Annotated in this window: 17 protein-coding genes; 9 read left to right on the top strand and 8 right to left on the bottom strand. The window is 42.4% G+C overall.

Going from position 1 to position 17418, the window contains the following annotated elements; genetic code table 11:
• Positions 1 to 215 precede the first annotated feature (215 nt).
• The 6 genes from OQE68_RS26995 to OQE68_RS27020 are packed head-to-tail and all read left to right on the top strand — an operon-like array spanning position 216 to position 7333.
• Complete coding sequence (locus tag OQE68_RS26995; protein WP_180566930.1) at positions 216 to 1178, top strand: AAA family ATPase; 963 nt, start codon at positions 216 to 218, stop codon at positions 1176 to 1178.
• A 17-nt stretch (positions 1179 to 1195) separates the two neighbouring features.
• Positions 1196 to 2128: a DUF58 domain-containing protein gene (locus OQE68_RS27000; RefSeq protein ID WP_180566929.1), complete on the top strand. Its 933-nt coding sequence runs from the start codon at positions 1196 to 1198 to the stop codon at positions 2126 to 2128.
• Positions 2121 to 2606: a DUF4381 domain-containing protein gene (locus tag OQE68_RS27005; RefSeq protein WP_180566928.1), complete on the top strand. Its 486-nt coding sequence runs from the start codon at positions 2121 to 2123 to the stop codon at positions 2604 to 2606. The genes OQE68_RS27000 and OQE68_RS27005 overlap by 8 nt, the downstream gene beginning before the upstream one ends.
• Positions 2599 to 3669 carry a vWA domain-containing protein gene (locus OQE68_RS27010; RefSeq protein ID WP_180566927.1) on the top strand — a complete coding sequence of 357 codons (1071 nt, stop codon included), beginning with the start codon at positions 2599 to 2601 and terminating at the stop codon, positions 3667 to 3669. The genes OQE68_RS27005 and OQE68_RS27010 overlap by 8 nt, the downstream gene beginning before the upstream one ends.
• 8 nt (positions 3670 to 3677) lie before the next feature.
• The gene (locus OQE68_RS27015) at positions 3678 to 5597 is read left to right on the top strand and encodes a VWA domain-containing protein (RefSeq protein WP_266195840.1); all 1920 of its coding nucleotides are present in this window, start codon (positions 3678 to 3680) and stop codon (positions 5595 to 5597) included.
• Positions 5591 to 7333, top strand: coding sequence for a BatD family protein (locus OQE68_RS27020; RefSeq protein ID WP_180566925.1), 1743 nt, complete (start codon positions 5591 to 5593; stop codon positions 7331 to 7333). The genes OQE68_RS27015 and OQE68_RS27020 overlap by 7 nt, the downstream gene beginning before the upstream one ends.
• A gap of 27 nt (positions 7334 to 7360) precedes the next feature.
• Here the strand turns inward: OQE68_RS27020 and OQE68_RS27025 are convergent, their stop codons facing one another.
• The gene (locus OQE68_RS27025; RefSeq protein WP_180566924.1) at positions 7361 to 8146 is read right to left on the bottom strand and encodes a substrate-binding periplasmic protein; all 786 of its coding nucleotides are present in this window, start codon (positions 8144 to 8146) and stop codon (positions 7361 to 7363) included.
• A gap of 258 nt (positions 8147 to 8404) precedes the next feature.
• Between OQE68_RS27025 and OQE68_RS27030 the strand changes: the two genes are divergently transcribed.
• Positions 8405 to 9664 (top strand): valine--pyruvate transaminase, encoded by a 1260-nt coding sequence (locus OQE68_RS27030; protein WP_180566923.1) that lies wholly within the window; start codon positions 8405 to 8407, stop codon positions 9662 to 9664.
• Between the two features lie 122 nt (positions 9665 to 9786).
• Here OQE68_RS27030 and OQE68_RS27035 read toward each other — a convergent pair whose 3' ends face one another.
• Both OQE68_RS27035 and OQE68_RS27040 read right to left on the bottom strand, forming a co-directional pair.
• Entirely contained in the window at positions 9787 to 10248 is a 462-nt protein-coding gene (locus OQE68_RS27035) for a hypothetical protein (RefSeq protein WP_180566922.1), read from the bottom strand.
• 94 nt (positions 10249 to 10342) lie between these two features.
• Entirely contained in the window at positions 10343 to 10660 is a 318-nt protein-coding gene (locus OQE68_RS27040) for a hypothetical protein (protein ID WP_266195841.1), read from the bottom strand.
• 245 nt (positions 10661 to 10905) lie between these two features.
• On the opposite strand from OQE68_RS27040, the gene OQE68_RS27045 reads away from it, so the two are divergent.
• On the top strand, positions 10906 to 11193 hold the full coding sequence (locus OQE68_RS27045) for a hypothetical protein (RefSeq protein WP_180566920.1): 288 nt from the start codon (positions 10906 to 10908) through the stop codon (positions 11191 to 11193).
• A 122-nt stretch (positions 11194 to 11315) separates the two neighbouring features.
• Here OQE68_RS27045 and trhA read toward each other — a convergent pair whose 3' ends face one another.
• From trhA to hflK, 4 genes are all read right to left on the bottom strand, one after another.
• The gene (gene trhA, locus OQE68_RS27050; RefSeq protein WP_180566919.1) at positions 11316 to 11963 is read right to left on the bottom strand and encodes a PAQR family membrane homeostasis protein TrhA; all 648 of its coding nucleotides are present in this window, start codon (positions 11961 to 11963) and stop codon (positions 11316 to 11318) included.
• 82 nt (positions 11964 to 12045) lie between these two features.
• Positions 12046 to 13407, bottom strand: coding sequence for a Na+/H+ antiporter NhaA (gene nhaA, locus OQE68_RS27055; RefSeq protein WP_180566918.1), 1362 nt, complete (start codon positions 13405 to 13407; stop codon positions 12046 to 12048).
• Positions 13408 to 13508: 101 nt separating this feature from the next.
• Complete coding sequence (hflC, locus tag OQE68_RS27060; protein ID WP_180566917.1) at positions 13509 to 14501, bottom strand: protease modulator HflC; 993 nt, start codon at positions 14499 to 14501, stop codon at positions 13509 to 13511.
• Entirely contained in the window at positions 14498 to 15556 is a 1059-nt protein-coding gene (gene hflK, locus OQE68_RS27065) for an FtsH protease activity modulator HflK (RefSeq protein WP_180566916.1), read from the bottom strand. Before hflK ends, hflC begins: the two co-directional genes overlap by 4 nt.
• 174 nt (positions 15557 to 15730) lie before the next feature.
• On the opposite strand from hflK, the gene OQE68_RS27070 reads away from it, so the two are divergent.
• Entirely contained in the window at positions 15731 to 16792 is a 1062-nt protein-coding gene (locus OQE68_RS27070) for a fatty acid desaturase family protein (protein ID WP_180566915.1), read from the top strand.
• 115 nt (positions 16793 to 16907) lie between these two features.
• Here the strand turns inward: OQE68_RS27070 and OQE68_RS27075 are convergent, their stop codons facing one another.
• Complete coding sequence (locus tag OQE68_RS27075) at positions 16908 to 17225, bottom strand: hypothetical protein (RefSeq protein WP_180566914.1); 318 nt, start codon at positions 17223 to 17225, stop codon at positions 16908 to 16910.
• Between the last annotated feature and the right edge of the window lie 193 nt (positions 17226 to 17418).

Here is a 17418-nt window from a genome sequence, read left to right on the forward strand (position 1 = left end):
AAAGTATACCTCCATGGCTTTCCCCTATTAGTAAAACAGGGAGCAGGTAGTAAAAACAGGGAGCAGGAAAACAGAAGGCAACAAAACAGAAAGTTGCAAATCAGAAAATTCTCTTTATCCTTGCGCGATAAATAAAACTAATTAGCCTACTTGTTGACTAAACCTTTTATTAAAGAGAGTGTTCGTCACTTGACGCATGGTGGTAGAGAAGGAATATGACAACAGCAAAACAAGCAATTATTGCCCTACAAGAGTATTTATCTAGCCAGATTATTGGCCAGCAGCGGTTAGTTGAACGACTGTTGATTGCCTTGTTAGCCGACGGTCATTTATTAGTCGAGGGCGCTCCCGGCCTAGCCAAGACCAAAGCGATTAAAGCCTTGTCTGATGGTTTAGAAGCTGAGTTTCACCGTATTCAATTTACCCCTGACTTGTTGCCTGCTGATATCACTGGCACAGATATCTATCGCCCAGAAAACGGCAGTTTCGAATTTCAGCCAGGCCCGGTTTTCAATAACCTGGTGTTAGCGGATGAAATTAACCGTGCTCCCGCAAAAGTACAGTCGGCTCTATTAGAGGCCATGGCAGAACGACAAGTCAGTGTGGGTAAAACCAGTTATCCCCTACCTGATTTATTTTTGGTAATGGCAACCCAAAACCCGATTGAGCAAGAAGGTACTTACCCTTTGCCCGAAGCACAATTGGACCGTTTTTTAATGCATGTGATGATTAGCTATCCCACTGCGGATGCTGAACGAAAAATATTGCAGCTAGCCCGTGGTGAAGCCATTGAAGCAGCTAAGCCCCCAGCCCAAGCCGTAACACAAGCGGATATCTTTACCGCTCGCCAGGCTATTTTGGCGCTACACATGGCTGAGCCAGTTGAAGAGTATATTGTCCAACTGGTGTTAGCTAGCCGTGATGCCCGAGCTTATGATGATCAACTGGCCAGCTGGCTGGAATATGGCGCCAGCCCCAGAGGGACCATAGCCTTGGATCGCTGTGCCCGTGCCTATGCTTGGTTACAAGGTCGTGACTTTGTGACACCCGATGATGTTCAAGCTATTGCTCATGATGTATTCCGTCACCGTTTAATCCTGACCTTTGAAGCCGAAGCCGAAGGGGTTAATGCTGATCAAGTGATTGACCGCCTAATTCAAGTAGTACCAGTCAGCTAATGGTGGGCTAAAGGATTATGAGTGGTGCTTATACATCTATTAAGGAATTAATTCAGTTGCGGCTGGCAGCAAAAGATATCCAGCTGTATAACCCCAATAAAGTACGGAGCAGTCTGGCAGGCCAATACCAATCCAAACTCAAAGGCCGCGGGGTCGACTTTGCTGAAGTGCGGGTTTATCAGCCAGGTGATGATGTTCGCACCATCGACTGGCGAGTCACTGCCCGCACCCAGGTACCTCACACCAAATTATTTCAAGAAGAACGAGAGCGCCCCGTTTTTTTACTGGTGGAGCAAAGTCTGCCACTCTTTTTTGGCAGTCGTCAGGATTTTAAGTCTGTTACGGCAGCTCAAGCAGCCGCAGCCTTCGCCTGGGCCTCTTTGCAACATGGTGATCGGGTCGGTGGTTTAGTCTTTAACCATCAGCAGCAACATCACGAAATAAAACCCAGGCGCAGTAAAAAGTCCGTCCTGCAACTGTTGCATTGGATAGCAGAAATGAATCAAGCGTTATCCTGGCAACAAACAGCCAACCTGCCCTCTTCAGACTATTTTTGTCATGCCTTAGCTCATAGCCGCCAATTGGTTAAACCCGGTAGTGCGGTAATTTTAGTGGGCAATTTTTATCAATTACCCCCGTTGGCAGAACAGCACCTTTATAAACTGTCTCAACATAACGATGTATTTATTGTCAATATTACTGATCCACTAGAAGCGCAACTACCCAAACCCGGCGTTTATGCCGTCACGGATGGCCAGCACCGGTTAACGGTTAATAGCCGTCATGCGCCTAGTCGGCAACGCTATCAACAACAGTGGCAAACCCAGCAGCAGCAATTAGAGACCATGTGCCAACGTTATCGGATGCCTTTATTGCAACTTTCAACGACCCAGCCAGCAATTTCGCAGTTAGTTGAAAAGCTAGCTGGGCACAGGAGGCGACATGGATAAACCATCAGCCATCCCGGAAGCCGTATTAAAGCAGTTGGCGCCCATTGTACAACCCGAGCCTGTTAGCCTGTGGCCTTTAGCACCGGGCTGGTGGATTTTAGCCGGTCTCATTTTCCTTGCTATCGGTTGCATTAGTTACTGGCTGTATCGACGTGCCATCCAACGCCGCTACCGTAAACAAGCCCTTCAGTTGTTGGATAATTATTGGCAACACTATCAACACCAACAAAACTTAACGGCATTTGTCACTGCCTGTAGTCAGCTATTAAAACAAGTGGCAATGACTGCCTATGGTCGCAACCGGGTTGCCGGATTAACCGGTGATCTATGGCACCGGTTTTTAATCAGTCATCAACCCAACCACCCAGTACAACTGCCCGATGGTTTTTTTGGCATTGGTCAATATCAACCTCAGCCGTCTATTGCAGCAGACAAACTCAAAGACTTTACTTATCGTTGGATCAATCATCATGTTTGAGTTTAACTGGCCCTGGGTATTGTTATTAGTGCCCCTACCCGCTTTCGTTTATTGGCTAACACCGCCTGCCAAGCAGCAACAGGCAGCGATTCGCGTGCCTTTTTATCAAAGTTTGGCTAGTGCTACTGATGCTCACCAGCAAAACCCCCAAACTAACTGGCTACAACAACTGTTGGTTATCTTAATCTGGTTATTACTGTTAACTGCACTGGCCCAACCCCGTTGGGTGGGTAAGCCTATTTCCTTACCTACCAGTAGCCGGGAACTCATGTTAGCTGTGGACTTGTCCGGCAGTATGGAACATCAAGATTTAAAGCTGAAAGGTAAGCAGGTTGACCGACTCACAGTAGTCAAAGGTGTGTTACAAGATTTCATCGCCCGCCGCAAAGGGGATCGACTGGGGCTGATTCTGTTTGGTAGCCAAGCCTATTTACAAGCCCCCATGACCTATGACTTAAACACAGTCACCACCCTGCTTGATGAGGCATTAATTGGTATGGCAGGTAAAAATACCGCTATCGGCGATGCAGTGGGATTAGGCGTTAAGCAATTACGTAAACGCCCAACAGATAGCCGAGTATTGATTTTACTAACCGATGGAGCCAATACCGCTGGTGAAGTCACCCCCATTCAAGCAGCTGAGCTAGCAGCCAAAGAAGGTATTAAAATTTACACCATTGGCGTGGGTGCTGATGAAATGATCTTACCTGGTGTTTTTGGCACCAGCTTTGGGGCAAGACGGGTGAATCCTTCCATCGACTTGGATGAAAAAACCCTTAAAGCCATGGCGGCTAAAACCCAAGGCCAGTATTTTCGAGCCAGAAACAGCGAAGAGCTCAATAAAATCTATGCGCTACTAGATGAACTAGAGCCGGTTTCCCAGCAGGATCAAACCTTTCGCCCTAGCAAAAGCTATTACCACTGGCCTTTGGCAACTGCGCTGTTGCTTAGTTTTAGTCTGGCCCTCAGTCGTCTCTGGCCCAGTCTTTCCAATCGTTTGACAGCCACTTCAGCAAAACAACAAGCTCATGCTGATGTGGCAAATTTACTCGGCAATAAATGAAGGTGTTAATGATGGAGCTTGCTGACTTTCACTTTATTCGCCCCTTCTGGCTGTTACTTCTAATTCCAGGCTGCCTACTGGTTTGGGGGCTTTGGTATTACCAACCGAAGCAAGGGCTGTGGGAACAGGTGATTCCCACCCACTTGCTGAAACATTTAATGGTTGAATCCGGCTCTGCCATTAAGCGCTGGCCATTAGCCTTATTGCTGCTGGCATGGTTACTAGCCACCTTGGCATTGGCAGGCCCCAGCTGGCAAAAAGTCACCTTACCCGTCCAGAAATCAGCCCAACCCCTAGTGATTGTGCTAGATATGTCGCTGTCACTTTATGCTGATGATTTAAAACCCAACCGACTAACCCGTGCTAAACGTAAATTACGCGACTTACTGAAACAACGGCAGGAAGGCTTAACCGGCTTGGTCGCTTATGCGGGAGAAGCTTACACCATTGCTCCTTTAACAGATGATGGCCAAACCATTGCTAACTTAGTGAAAGCCCTCAGCCCAGAAATTATGCCAGTGACTGGTAGCCGTGCCGATCGAGGTATTAACCAGGCGCTTGAGCTGCTCAATAACAGTGAAGCTGGTGGTGGCGATATTCTGTTAATGACCGATGGCATAGAAAAAGAAACCCTGCAAACCATTAAGCAACAACTGAAAAACACCCCCTATCAGCTGTCTATTTTGGGAATCGGCACCAAAGAAGGTGCTCCCATTCGCGTGAATAATACGTTATTAAAAGACCAGCGGGGTGCCATTGTTATCGCTAAACTGAACCGGAGCCAACTGGCGAATCTAGCCCAGCAGTTTGGTGGTCGCTACAGTGATATCACCTTAACTGACCAGGATATCGAGCGTTTATTACCTGAAACCGATGACTTGGCTGACACCATGGAGGTGGAACAAACCTTCGATGAGTGGCATGACCAAGGCTATTGGCTACTACTACTGGTAGTGCCACTGGCATTAGCCGGATTCCGGCGGGGCTGGCTAATGGCCGTGTTGTTAGTGCCCCTTGCCCTCCCCGAACCCGCTTCTGCTGGTTGGTGGCAAGATCTTTGGCAAACCCGTGACCAACAAGGAGCTAAGGCATTAGCCAATGGCGATACGGCCAGTGCCGCCGAGTTATTTACTGACCCCAGCTGGAAAGGCACCAGCCAATTCCAAAGCCAACAATATGAGCAAGCAGCCCAGTCCTTTGCCCAGACAGGCAATGCTGAAGGCTTTTACAACCAAGGCAATGCGTTCGCTTATGCTGGCAAAATGGATGAAGCCATTAATGCCTATGAACAAGCCCTCAAGCTCAACCCTGATTTTGAAAAAGCCCAACAAAACAAAAAAATTCTGGAAGATCTGAAAAAACAACAACAGCAGCAACAAAATCAACAGCAATCAAGCCAGAATCAAAACAGCCCAGATCAAAATGACCAGAATCAGTCTAACCAGGATAGTCAACAACAGGACAACAACCAGCAGCAAAGCCGTGCTCAAAACAATGACCAGCCAGGTAAAAACCAGCAAGATCAAAGTCAGTCGGATTCACAATCTAGCGAACACCCCCAAGATCAGCAAAACCAACAGGCACAAAATAACCAAGCGACTCAGGGCAGTCAGCAAGATCAGGATGACCAGGTGACAGAGTCCAGTAGCCAAGACGCTGAAAAGGATGCAAAAGACTTAGACGAGCAGTCAGAAAAAGCAAGTCAACTCAGCCAGCAATCAGCTGATGAGACAGAGCAACAGGATACCCAACAACAAGCCCAGCAGTTGGTGGAAGGTGATGCTAATAGTTTGGAACAACAGCAGGTAGAAGGCTGGTTAAGGCGAATCCCTGATGACCCCAGTGGTCTATTAAGAAGAAAACTGCTCTATCAACAGCGCTTAAAACAATTTCAACAGCAACAATCGGATAGTGAAATCAAATGGTAACTCGAAAAAGATCAGCGTTAATCTGGCTGACAACGTTACTGATGGGTTGGTCAGTAATCTGCCATGCAAAGTTTACCGCCTCTGTGGACAGAACCATTATCAATCAAAATGAAACGGTTGAGCTTACCCTTCGCAGTGATAGACAAGAGTTTGGTGCTGAACCCGACCTGTCGCCTTTGCATGAATTATTCTCTGTGTTAGGACGTAGTCAACGCAGCCAATATCAATCGGTGAATGGCAAAACCCAGTCCTGGACTGACTGGATTATTACCCTAAGACCCAAGCAAAGTGGCTATGTGGTGATTCCCCCAATCAGCTTGCGAGGGGAAAAAACCAAACCTATTACCTTAGATGTGAAGCCAGCAGGATCAAACCAGCAATCATCAGGTAAAAATGTTTCACCTGTTTTTATCGAAGCCAGCTTGGATAAAGAAAGTGTTTTTGTTCAGGAACAAGCAGTGCTTACTATCCTTATATATCACTCTGTTCCATTATACGACGACAGCCGGATAACGCCCTTGACCACTCCCAATGTTATTAGTCAGCAATTAGGGGATGTCAAAAATTATGAAACCATTATCAATGGCCAGCGTTATGGAGTATTTGAGCTAAAATATGCTATTTTTCCTCAACAAAGTGGTGAAATATTAATTCCAGCCCTTAAATTTACCAGTACCGTTGCATCCCAAAGCCGAAGAAATTCACCATTTAATATGTTTCCTCGCCAGATAGGCACACCGGTTGAAGAGTATTCACCAGAAATCAAATTAACTGTAAAAACCCCGCCAGCCTCAGCTAAAGGCAATTGGCTACCGGCCCAAAAACTGACGCTAACTGAAAACTGGAGTACGGATACCAGCCAACTAAAAGTGGGAGATTCAGTAACTCGAACCATCGAAATTAAAGCCGAGGGATTAACGGCAGCACAATTACCACCACTAACAACCCCTGAATTAAATGGGGTAAAACTGTATCCTGATAAATCACAAACCAAGGATATCGCTACTGATCAGGGGATTATTGGCCAACGAATAGAATCGATTGCGTTGGTACCTACCCAAGCAGGTACTATTAAATTACCTGAAATTCGTTATCGTTGGTTCAATACCACTAGCCAAACAATGGAAGAAGCGGTTTTACCAGCTAAACAAATTACCATCGCCCCTGTCACAACCAGCCAGGACCAACCTGCATCACCTGCAGTGCCAACTACTGCACCCACACCGCCTGTCGTGGCCGCTCAACCACAAATAAAGGCAGATTTAACCGAGTCATCGCCATCATCTACTGGTGTATGGCCATGGCTAACATTATTATTTGCAGTACTTTGGCTAATTACCCTTGGCCTATGGTGGCGACAGCGGCAACCAGCAACAGTTAATAAACGCTCTACTCCATCAAAAATAGAAAATACTTCAGCCCAAAAACTGTTTAATGGTTTACTGAATAGCTGTGACCAGAAAAATCTAACCGAAATTAGACGACTGTTTGTTCAATGGAGCCAACAAGCACTGGATAATACCCAAATCCAAAATTTACAAAAAGCCGATGAATGCTGGCAGACCCCTGCTCTCAGCACCTTTTTGCAAGCGCTGGATAATCAGTTATATGGCAACCAAACCCTACCGTTTGACTGTGCAGCCTTTAAACAACAAATCAAGCAATTAAAGCCGACTAAACAGGTAAAACCAGCAAAGCATAGTTTAATGCCGTTGTACCCCAGCTTATCAAACTAATCCCCAGCAACTACTCAGGCCCGGGTGCTATTTGCACCCTTGCCATTGTTGCTGAATCGCCTGAATCTCTTCAGGAAATAAGTCTTTACTTTGAATAATCTGTTGATTAATTGATTTCACTAGCTTCTGGTAACCCGGCCACTGTTTTGAAAATAAAATATGACTGATTGAGTATGTTACAGGCGTAGGATGATAAGTGATTTTTGCTTGTTGCTGCTGAGTTAAGGTCCGTCTCATCAATGACTGACCATTATCTCGGGTCATTAATGCTAGCTGAATTCGTCCCCTGAGCAGCAGTCTGAACATCAATACATCAATTCTGACTTGATGAAGGTAAATTCGGTCTTGAGCCACTGCCTGATGAAAATCTTCACCATAAAAATAGCTGGCCGTCACCCCTATCGGCTCCCAAGCTTTCAATTGGGAATAACTGTTCCAATGAAAGGGCGTATCAGTTAAATGAAAAAAAACATAAGGGTCATTAAAAATAGGCAATGTAAAATTAAAATATTTTGCCCGTTCAGGGTTACATCGCCAGGAAGGTGTACCATGATGTCTTCCTGCTTTTGCTGTATTAAAAGCCGCCTTCCAGTCATCATACCAAACATATTCAACCTCTAATCCAACCTGCTTGAATAATTGGTTAATTATCTTGGCATGCTCACCATCGGCAGGATTCGTCTTATAATAGTAAGGAGGCCAATCAGCTACCGATAAACGAATTGTTTCAGCTAGCCCAGGTCGACTGGCTATTAGCAAGGTACTTATGATTACACTCAAAAAAGCAAGCAAATGGCCCATTAACTGTTGCATACTATTAAAACCACTAGTCGCCCACCTTACACATAGCTGACTATAGCGTAGTTTTCATTTTTTAACTGCTCTACGCCTGATATTCCACTTGTTAATACTTCTGATATACTGACTACACTAGGCTAATTCTAGTCCCTGGTAAGCATAGGTGACGACATAGGTGGTATAAACAGTGGTATAAACAGCAGTATAAACCAAAGTCATCTCGTGTATATTAGCGACATAGCAGGATAGACAACTCTACTATTCGAGGAAGCAATGAAACTATCCAATTTTGGAGAAAAATTTACTGACCAAACGGGCATTCAATCTTTAATGAGCGACTTAGGCAATGCCCTTGCCAGTGATCAGCCCTTGATAATGATGGGGGGCGGTAACCCTGCCCACATCCCTGAGGTAGAGGAAACGTTCAAAGCCCGACTACGCCGGATTGTTGATAATCATAGTGAATTTGTCCGATTCATCGGTACCTATGATCCCCCTCAAGGCGAAAAAGAATTTATTGATGCGTTGGTGAAATTATTAAACAGCCAATTTGGCTGGGGCTTAACCACGCGCAACATTGCCTTGACCAACGGCAGTCAATCTGCCTTTTTTATGTTATTTAATATGTTTGCTGGTCAGTATCAAGACGGCAGCCAAAAGCAAATTCTGTTTCCTTTAGCACCAGAGTATATTGGTTATGCTGATGCGGGTTTAAGCGAGCATTTTTTTACGGCTAACCGCCCTTCCATTGAGTTAATCGACCAACACACCTTCAAATACCATGTCGACTTTACAAATTTACAGGTGACTGACAATACCGGTGCTATTTGTGTATCACGTCCAACCAACCCGACAGGTAATGTATTAACTGATCAAGAAATAGAACACCTGGACAAACTAGCCAAACAACACGACATACCCTTATTTATTGATGGCGCTTACGGTACCCCCTTCCCTAACCTGATATTTACGGAAGCAACCCCTTATTGGAATGACAATATTATTTTGTGCCTAAGCCTGTCCAAACTTGGCTTACCCGCTTGTCGAACCGGTATCGTAATTGCCAATGAAGCCGTGATTGAATCAGTCACTAAAATCAATGCTATTTTGAGCCTGGCCACCAACAGTGCAGGTAGTTTATTAACCTTAGATATGGTCAAAGACAGCAGCATTTTGACCATGAGTAATGAAATTATTAAACCATTTTACCAAACTAAAGTTGAAAAAGCGGTGAATACAATCCACCAGGCCCTTGATGGTTACGACTACTATATCCATAAACCCGAAGGCGCCATGTTTTTATGGTTATGGTTTAAAGGCCTCCCTATCACCAGTCTAGAGCTTTATGAACGGTTAAAAAATAAAGGGGTTATTGTGGTATCTGGTCATTACTTTTTCCCCGGTATCAATGATAATGACTGGCGCCATCAACAGGAGTGTATTCGCATTACTTATTCACAAGATGATGAAAAAGTCGCTAAAGGCTTGAACATTATTGCGGAAGAAGTGAAAAAAGCCTATCAGGAAGGTTAAATATTTTTAGGTGTAAAAATAAGGTGACTACCGCAAGTCTTGCCGTTGCAGACTTGCTCTTAGGGGTTTAGATAAACTACATGATGATGGCTTAAACCCGTGCTTGTTTAAGTAGTATTAAATTACTTTCCAATTATTTCTGTTGTAATAGATCTAACATTAGGATTAGCCATTAACTCTTGTATCTTAGGGTTGCTTTGCAGTGCATTAAGATCACCGCTGCTAATAAGACGCATAAGCTCCGGATCAGCAAGAATAGCTTTTATCTGTGGGTCATTCTGTAATGTTTGAATAGCGGTCATTGCTTTAGGGATATTAACTGCTTTAGGGATATTAACAATAGAATTGGATAAATCATTTCCTGTACTAGGGATCACTTTTCCTTTGTGGATTGAGTGCACCTTACTTTGTTCTATCCGCACTTGCCCTAAGCTAGGCGTATTGATTAAATAAACCCCACCATTGAGTGAATTGACATCTCCAAAAATGATAGTTCCATCTACCAACTCAATGGTTTCAGAAAATGTTGTTACACTGAGAAATAATCCAGCTGATAATATAATCGTTTTAAGTATGGAAAGCATAATAATTTATCCTAAAGTCACTCAACGTATTAGAAACCTTATGTAAAGAGTCTATAAGTATGTCGAACCTATTAAAGAACAGCCTTTTATCTATTTACTTACTCCCATCAATCCCCATTTGTAACGACTTGATATTATTTATTAATAAACGATTAGGATAGTGATCTTGGTATTGTATATGTTCGCTAATTTCAGCCAAGAGTTTCCTGTTTAGCCAATATAACGCGTGGTTATTTTTGGTATCTTCAGATACCTCAAGTAAGTACATACTCATATCCAACAAAATACTCGCACATGCCATACTTTCTGCACTATTCAACGTTCCTACTCTTTTTTCTTCTATTTGAGTAACAAAGTAACTATCTAAAAAATCAAGAACAGCTTTCACATCATTATCTTGTAGTTTTTTCATTAGCTGTCGCTCCATATATAATTCTCACCAGGCGATTGAAAGCTCTTAACTAAAGGGTACCTCTCCATAATTGTATTTATCTACATTTACACTTGGGACAGCTTTACATAATTCATTCTGGTTAGACTATGTACATTAGTCTAAATTAATGGGTAGAAGTTCATTTATTAGTATATACTTAATTAAATGGATTGGCTTTTTTCCTGCCAATTTTTGGCTTTTAAAGCAATAAAAAAGGAATTCTCATGTCAGTAATCAATAAAAGAGCGTTAAAGTATATATATCATTGGAAAACAAAATCCAACGACTCTAGACTAAAAGGAAATTTAGGTGCAAATTTATTTAATAAACATGAAGGTTATGAAGTCTTAAGCCTGATCAATAAGATTGCCAAATCAGAAAACTACTCAAAAGATGATGCTTTAGTGATTGAAAAACTAATCAATAGACATTTTCATGCTAACAATATATCTCAATCAAAGGTTTCCCACTGGATTAAAGAAGAAATGGAAAAATTGGACAATGACAAATAGAGCTATTATCTCGCAATATATTCTTTGTAATTAGTTGTTAAAGTTTATAGCTTTTTAACCAAGTTACTCCTATTTGCTATTCCACCTGATTGAAAACAGTTGAACAAACATAAATTGGCTTATTAGATGACATATCCAAGTACTGAGAAATAATGGCATGTGGTACCTGCTAAAACAAACAAATGCCAGATGAAGTGGCCATACTTTAGGCGCGAGTCTGTGGCAAAAAAAATGACTCCTACTGTATAACAAAAACCTCCAGCAATCAGCCAAAATAAACCAGTAGCTGTCATTGTATCAAGCAAAGGGTCAAGTGCGACAACAATAATCCACCCCATCAATAAATAAAGACTTGTAAAAATAATAGGATGAGGAGCTTTCTCCAATATCTTAAGGACTACTCCTACTACAGCAAGCCCCCAAATGACGCCGAATAGCGTCCACCCCCATGTGCCACGTAGTCCAAGGACAAAAGGCGTGTATGTACCTGCAATAAGAAGAAAGATGGCTGAGTGTTCGATAAGCCGAAAAACCCGCTTAGCCTTACCCATGGGCAGTGAATGATAAAGTGTAGATGAAAGGTAAAGTAGTATAACTGCCGCAAGAAAGATACTGACACCAACAATAATACCAGCATCGCCATATTCTACTGAATGGAAAATAAGAAATGGGGTTCCAATCAATGCTGCAATCAAACCGATTCCATGACTGATGCTGTTTGCAATTTCTTCTCCTTGAGATTGTGGACGGCTGGAGGTTGTAAAGAACATGCAGGTAGCACCTAATCGATTTAATGAATGGGTAATTAAGGCAGGTGGGCATGGTACTATGCTAAGTTAAAACCTTACTAAATTAGTAATCCATTGAATTATTTAGTTTATTTTTTCCAAAAACAGCCCATAAGCTCAACAGTGAGATTCCTAATATTGCAGAAAATAATGAGGCTGAAAAAATCCCTAGTTTGGCAGAATTAATTAGGGTTGGGCTAAAAGCTAAATTGGCAATAAATAGCGCCATTGTAAAGCCAATGCCTGCCAAAAAACCTCCCGCCAGTAACAATAACCAACTTAAGTTTGCTGGGCGTAAAGCTATACCTGTTAATACTGCTATCCAACTGAAGATAAATACTCCAATCGGTTTACCTAGTGTAAACCCCAAAAAAACAGCTATGGTAATAGAGTTTCCAAAATCTGTGATATTGATTAATACTCCAGCATTAGCAAAAGCAAAAAGAGGCATAATAACGAATCCAACCCATGGGTGTAACAACGTTTCCAATCGCTCGACTGGTGACAGTGCTTCACGTGCTGCAGCCTCAGCTGTTCGTAATGCCATTCGATGAGTCGTAGCGTTTTTTTTGTGATTAGCTTCTGGCATCACTCCCACACTGTCTAATATGGTATGTAGATGTTTGTCAGTTATCCATTTAACGGTTGGTGTCATCAAGCCAAGGATGATACCAGTAATTGTTGCATGCACTCCGGATGCGTCAATTATGAGCCAAATTATCCCCCCTATTAGAAAATAGAGAGTTATACTTCGAATACCAAGCAATGCCATGACTCTTACAATAACAACGCCGATAGCAGATAAGGCAAGGATTTCCCAATGAATGCGACTACCATAACCAATGCTTACAACTAAGATAGCGCCAATATCATCAACAATGGCTACTGATAGCATAAATATTCGTAAACTCTGGGGAATGCGAGACCCTAGTAATGCCAGACACCCAATAACAAACGCAGTATCCGTTGCCATCACGGTACCCCAACCATTCTGTCCTGGCTGACCCAGTTGCAGCATTAAATAAATGGTAGCTGGTACTAGCATACCTCCCAGTGCCGCCGCAATTGGTAAGGCTGCCATACGTGGGTTACGTAGCTCACCAAGCACCATCTCCCGTTTGAGTTCTAGGGCAATAAGGAAAAAAAACAAGGTCATTAATGCTTCATTGATCCATTCACGTAGTGAGCGACTGAATTCTAGCGAACCAATATGAATACCTATCGGAATTTCCCATATAGCCATAAAAATATGGCTCCAAGGAGAATTGGAGAGTACGAGTGCCACAATGGTAAATAATAAAAGTATCCAGCCCACAGCTGCTTCAATGCGCAAAAACCGCTTTACGGGCCTGGCTAACCAGTCAATGAGCTCTTTGGGAAGTTGAGTTGGATGCCCTCTATCATTAAGCTGGTTATCGCTTTTCATATTTTTTATATCAGACAATCATTCGAAAAGATAACTTCAAAACGCAAGTAAATTAAAAGATGCTCTTAAGGGCACCTCTAATACTTTTATCCGGTACAGTATTATTCTTCAATGTTTGTACTTACGTTATTATCAGGACTCATACCTTTTAGAAACTTGAATAGATCACTGTCAGTGGATAAAACGAGGGTTGTATTTTTGGCAATAATAGACTTATAGGATTGCATCGTGCGCGTAAATTCATAAAAAGCAATCGCTTCAGGGCTCTGGTTATACGCACTTGAATAAATTTCAGTTGCTTTGGCATCAGCTAATCCACGAATTTGTTCAACTTGGTGATAGGCTTCAGATTGGATTTTGTTCAGATCACGTACGCGATTGCCACGGATTCTAGCTGCCTCACCATTGCCTTCTGATAGAAAGCGTTCAGCAATTTGACGGCGCTCACTTATCATTCGGTCATAAATTTTGGGGCGTACACTGGCATTATAATTAATTCGTTTAAACCGTATATCGAGCAGTTCAATACCAAATACATGTACTTTTTCAGCAGCAGCTTTAAAAATTTCCTGTTCAACTAATTTGCGTCCTTTGTGGATTGGTACCAGCGCACCTAATTTCTGTTCCCGCTCTGTTTCTGTCAGTAATTCATCACGTAGTGGTTCGCGATTTTTGGTAGTACGAATAATCTCAATTAATTCATGCTTTGCCACAGCGTTTCGTGTTTCACTGCCTAATATATCGTCCAAACGGGATTGGGCACTGCGTTCATCGCGTAATCGCAAAAAATATTGTAAGGGCGCAGTAATTCGCCATCGAGCGTATAGGTCAACTGAAATATAAAGCTTGTCTTTGGTTGGCATATCTGATGGTGTTCCGTCCCACTCCAGTACTCGCTTATCAATCGGATTGACATCTTGAATAAAAGGAAGCTTAAACTTGAGTCCAGCATCGGTTACAGGTGAGCCTACTGGTTTGCCAAACTGGGTGATAATCACTTGCTCAACTTCGCTCACAGTGTAAATAGAACTCTTTACCACATAAATAACAATAAAAAAGATCGCTAAAAATACAAGCTGCTTAAAACCATTCATGGTTGACTTCTCTTATAAGCATTAAGATTTAATAGGGGCAAAATATTCTTTGCTTGCTCATCCATAATAATTTTAGAGCGGATACTTGGCATGATTTCCTGCATGGTTTCAATATAGATACGACGTTGCGTCACTTCCGGCGCTTTAAGGTATTCCGCTAACAACGCATTGAATCGAGCTACATCACCTTTAGCCTCATTAATCCGTTTAAGTCGATATCCATCAGCCTCACGAATTCGTTGGTCTTTCTCCCCCTCAGCTAGAGGAATGACCTTATTGTAATCTCGTCGTGCTTCGTTAATAAGTTTTTCTTTTTCTTGTTGAGCCTGATTGACCTCATTAAATGACTCCTGTACCGCTTGGGGAGGATTGATATTTTTCAACTGAACTTGGTCAATACTAATGCCCATGACATACTTAGTTGATAATGCTTGCATCTTAGTTAATGCTTCTATTTCGATTTCCTGTCGACCAATAGTAATAACTTCATCGACGGTGCGATCACCAACCACTTCGCGCATAACCGACTCAGAAACATATCGAAGCGTTTCACTTGGCTCACGCACTTCAAATAAGAATTTAACTGGATCAGAGATGCGATACTGAACAACCCATTCCACTAACGCAGCGTTCAGATCACCTGTTACCATCTGCGTTTCTCGCTTTTCCTCATTAGGACGAGGGCTCTGGTATGGGTCATTAGCACCAGGCGTTGTAAAACCAAATTCCTGCTTCAACTGCCGTTTAACGGGAACAATTGTTGCCTTGTCGATACCCATCGGTAGTTTAAAATGCAATCCAGGCGGTACATTTTTTAAATACTGGCCAAACCGCTGGACAACAGCAACAGAGTCGCTTGGCACGGTATAATAGGCTGTCCAAATAACCAGTCCTACAAGCCCAATGACAGCTAAGATGATAGCGCCATAGGGAACACCATTTGCTATCAGCTGCCGGGTCCAGTTCTGCCTATGTTGGATGAGTTTATTAGTATGAGTGTGGCCTTTATTTTGCCAAGGGTCACCTGTGTCGCTTCCGCCATTGTTTGATGCCATCGCTGTATTGACCTACTTGTTGAGGAAGGAATCTTTTTGTAGTGACTCTGAACACTTTCAACAAACTCAACTACTTTCTATCTTAATAGAATAGTGTATGCACTTTAATTAGAAACAATCCTAGCGAAAAAAGTTAATAAAGGATGATTACACCGCTGAATGGAGGGGATAATAATGATTCAAACGTCGTCAAATATCACCAATTCAAGTGACACCTTCGAGCTACCTGAACACAGTGCAGACATTCGTGTAGGACGTGATTTAATAGCAGCAACCGTGCCTTTTGCTAAAGAGTCAAGAGTGAAAAGCTGGTGGCATGTAGGGGTGACATTAAGCTTGATGATTATTGTATTAGCTTTCGCTGGTGCAGCTCCTTGGTGGCCACTGCAATTAATGCTGTCAATATTGGGCGCCATGTTAATGGTGCGAACCTTCATTACCTATCATGACTACATGCATGGTTCAATCCTTCAAAACTCACGAGCTGCTTGGATAATATTTCACATATATGCGGCTTTTGCACTGACACCTCCCAGTTCCTGGAAAGAAAGCCACAATTTTCATCATGGCCATGTGGGTAAGTTTAGTGCTGTAAGCATTGGCACGTTTCCAGTGATCACGACAAAAATGTGGCATGCCGCTTCATTTATTGAACGTGCTCGTTACCGTATAGAACGCCACCCTTTCACGGTTATGTTTGGCTACTTGACGATTTTTGCATTTAGCATTTGTTTATTGCCATTATTTCTTAACCCATTAAAACATTGGGATTCCCTGTTATCGATTATTGCTCATGGTGGCCTGATTACTGTGTTATGGGTGTTTGGCGGTGCTGATATGGCATTTTTTGTTGTTTTATTACCGATGACTATTGCTTGTGCACTGGGATCATATCTTTTTTTTGCACAGCATAGCTTTAAACGTATGAATATTATTTCACCAGAATCTTGGACGTTTTACCGGGCTGCTTTGGAGTCATCAAGTTATATGCGACTTAACAGGGTCATGCAATGGTTTACAGGAAATATTGGCTATCACCATATTCATCACCTTAATGTGCACATCCCATTTTATCGATTACCTGAAGCAATGGCTGCAATTCCTGAACTACAATCACCAGTAACCACTACACTTGCATTACGAGATGTTATTAATTGTTTTAAATCCAGTTTGTGGGATGAAGAACTACAACACATGGTAACTTATCGCGAAGCAAAGAAATTTTCATCAGTGTAAATTCAGAGCACCTTTTATACAACCTTGCCAGTTATTCTGAATTTCCTGCAAACCTGGTTCGAACATTGTTGAGTTCTTTTTTATTTGCTGGTTAATTTTCTTCACTACCCTAAGATTATCTTGGTTCTTTATTAAAATTTTTTCCATAATCATAACCTGCTGTCACCCCTATCGGTTCCCACTCTTTTAACTGATCCAACGATTCCCATGAAAATGGGGTATCAACAAGATGAAAGAAGACATATGGGTCATAAAGATTCGGGGCTGTATAGTAAAAAAAGGTGGGTTTTTCTTTATAGTAATGGGGCGGCCAATCAGCAACAGCCACACTGATTGTTTCAGCTAAACCGTTGATGCTTATTAAAAATAGACAAGCCACAATGGGCTTTGACATGCCAAAACGAAGTTTTCTCAATGGCCTGAGTAGAGTCATTCATTGCTCTCAATGAACTGCAGTTGCTCCCAACAGCTTAGATGGCTCTAATTGCTATCTCAAACTTTCATAATTAATCAGATATACATACCAGGTCATTAAAGGCATCACTAATAATTATTAGCGGTGCCTTTAGATCACAATGATCTAAAAGTGTACTTGCAAGAATTCCTTACCATCCTTATTGTTAGGA

It is taken from the genome of Spartinivicinus marinus (assembly GCF_026309355.1).
Taxonomy (GTDB): Bacteria; Pseudomonadota; Gammaproteobacteria; order Pseudomonadales; family Zooshikellaceae; genus Spartinivicinus; species Spartinivicinus marinus.

Excerpts from the sequence above, each read along its gene's own strand:
- OQE68_RS27000 (WP_180566929.1), top strand. The coding sequence starts at position 1,196 with ATGAGTGGTGCTTATACATCTATTAAGGAATTAATTCAGTTGCGGCTG.
- OQE68_RS27040 (WP_266195841.1), bottom strand. The coding sequence starts at position 10,660 with ATGAAAAAACTACAAGATAATGATGTGAAAGCTGTTCTTGATTTTTTA.
- hflC (WP_180566917.1), bottom strand. The coding sequence starts at position 14,501 with ATGAATGGTTTTAAGCAGCTTGTATTTTTAGCGATCTTTTTTATTGTT.
- OQE68_RS27015 (WP_266195840.1), top strand. The coding sequence starts at position 3,678 with ATGATGGAGCTTGCTGACTTTCACTTTATTCGCCCCTTCTGGCTGTTA.
- OQE68_RS27020 (WP_180566925.1), top strand. The coding sequence starts at position 5,591 with ATGGTAACTCGAAAAAGATCAGCGTTAATCTGGCTGACAACGTTACTG.
- OQE68_RS27025 (WP_180566924.1), bottom strand. The coding sequence starts at position 8,146 with ATGCAACAGTTAATGGGCCATTTGCTTGCTTTTTTGAGTGTAATCATA.
- OQE68_RS27030 (WP_180566923.1), top strand. The coding sequence starts at position 8,405 with ATGAAACTATCCAATTTTGGAGAAAAATTTACTGACCAAACGGGCATT.
- OQE68_RS26995 (WP_180566930.1), top strand. The coding sequence starts at position 216 with ATGACAACAGCAAAACAAGCAATTATTGCCCTACAAGAGTATTTATCT.
- OQE68_RS27070 (WP_180566915.1), top strand. The coding sequence starts at position 15,731 with ATGATTCAAACGTCGTCAAATATCACCAATTCAAGTGACACCTTCGAG.
- trhA (WP_180566919.1), bottom strand. The coding sequence starts at position 11,963 with ATGTTCTTTACAACCTCCAGCCGTCCACAATCTCAAGGAGAAGAAATT.
- OQE68_RS27005 (WP_180566928.1), top strand. The coding sequence starts at position 2,121 with ATGGATAAACCATCAGCCATCCCGGAAGCCGTATTAAAGCAGTTGGCG.
- OQE68_RS27035 (WP_180566922.1), bottom strand. The coding sequence starts at position 10,248 with ATGCTTTCCATACTTAAAACGATTATATTATCAGCTGGATTATTTCTC.
- OQE68_RS27045 (WP_180566920.1), top strand. The coding sequence starts at position 10,906 with ATGTCAGTAATCAATAAAAGAGCGTTAAAGTATATATATCATTGGAAA.
- OQE68_RS27075 (WP_180566914.1), bottom strand. The coding sequence starts at position 17,225 with ATGACTCTACTCAGGCCATTGAGAAAACTTCGTTTTGGCATGTCAAAG.
- hflK (WP_180566916.1), bottom strand. The coding sequence starts at position 15,556 with ATGGCATCAAACAATGGCGGAAGCGACACAGGTGACCCTTGGCAAAAT.
- nhaA (WP_180566918.1), bottom strand. The coding sequence starts at position 13,407 with ATGAAAAGCGATAACCAGCTTAATGATAGAGGGCATCCAACTCAACTT.
- OQE68_RS27010 (WP_180566927.1), top strand. The coding sequence starts at position 2,599 with ATGTTTGAGTTTAACTGGCCCTGGGTATTGTTATTAGTGCCCCTACCC.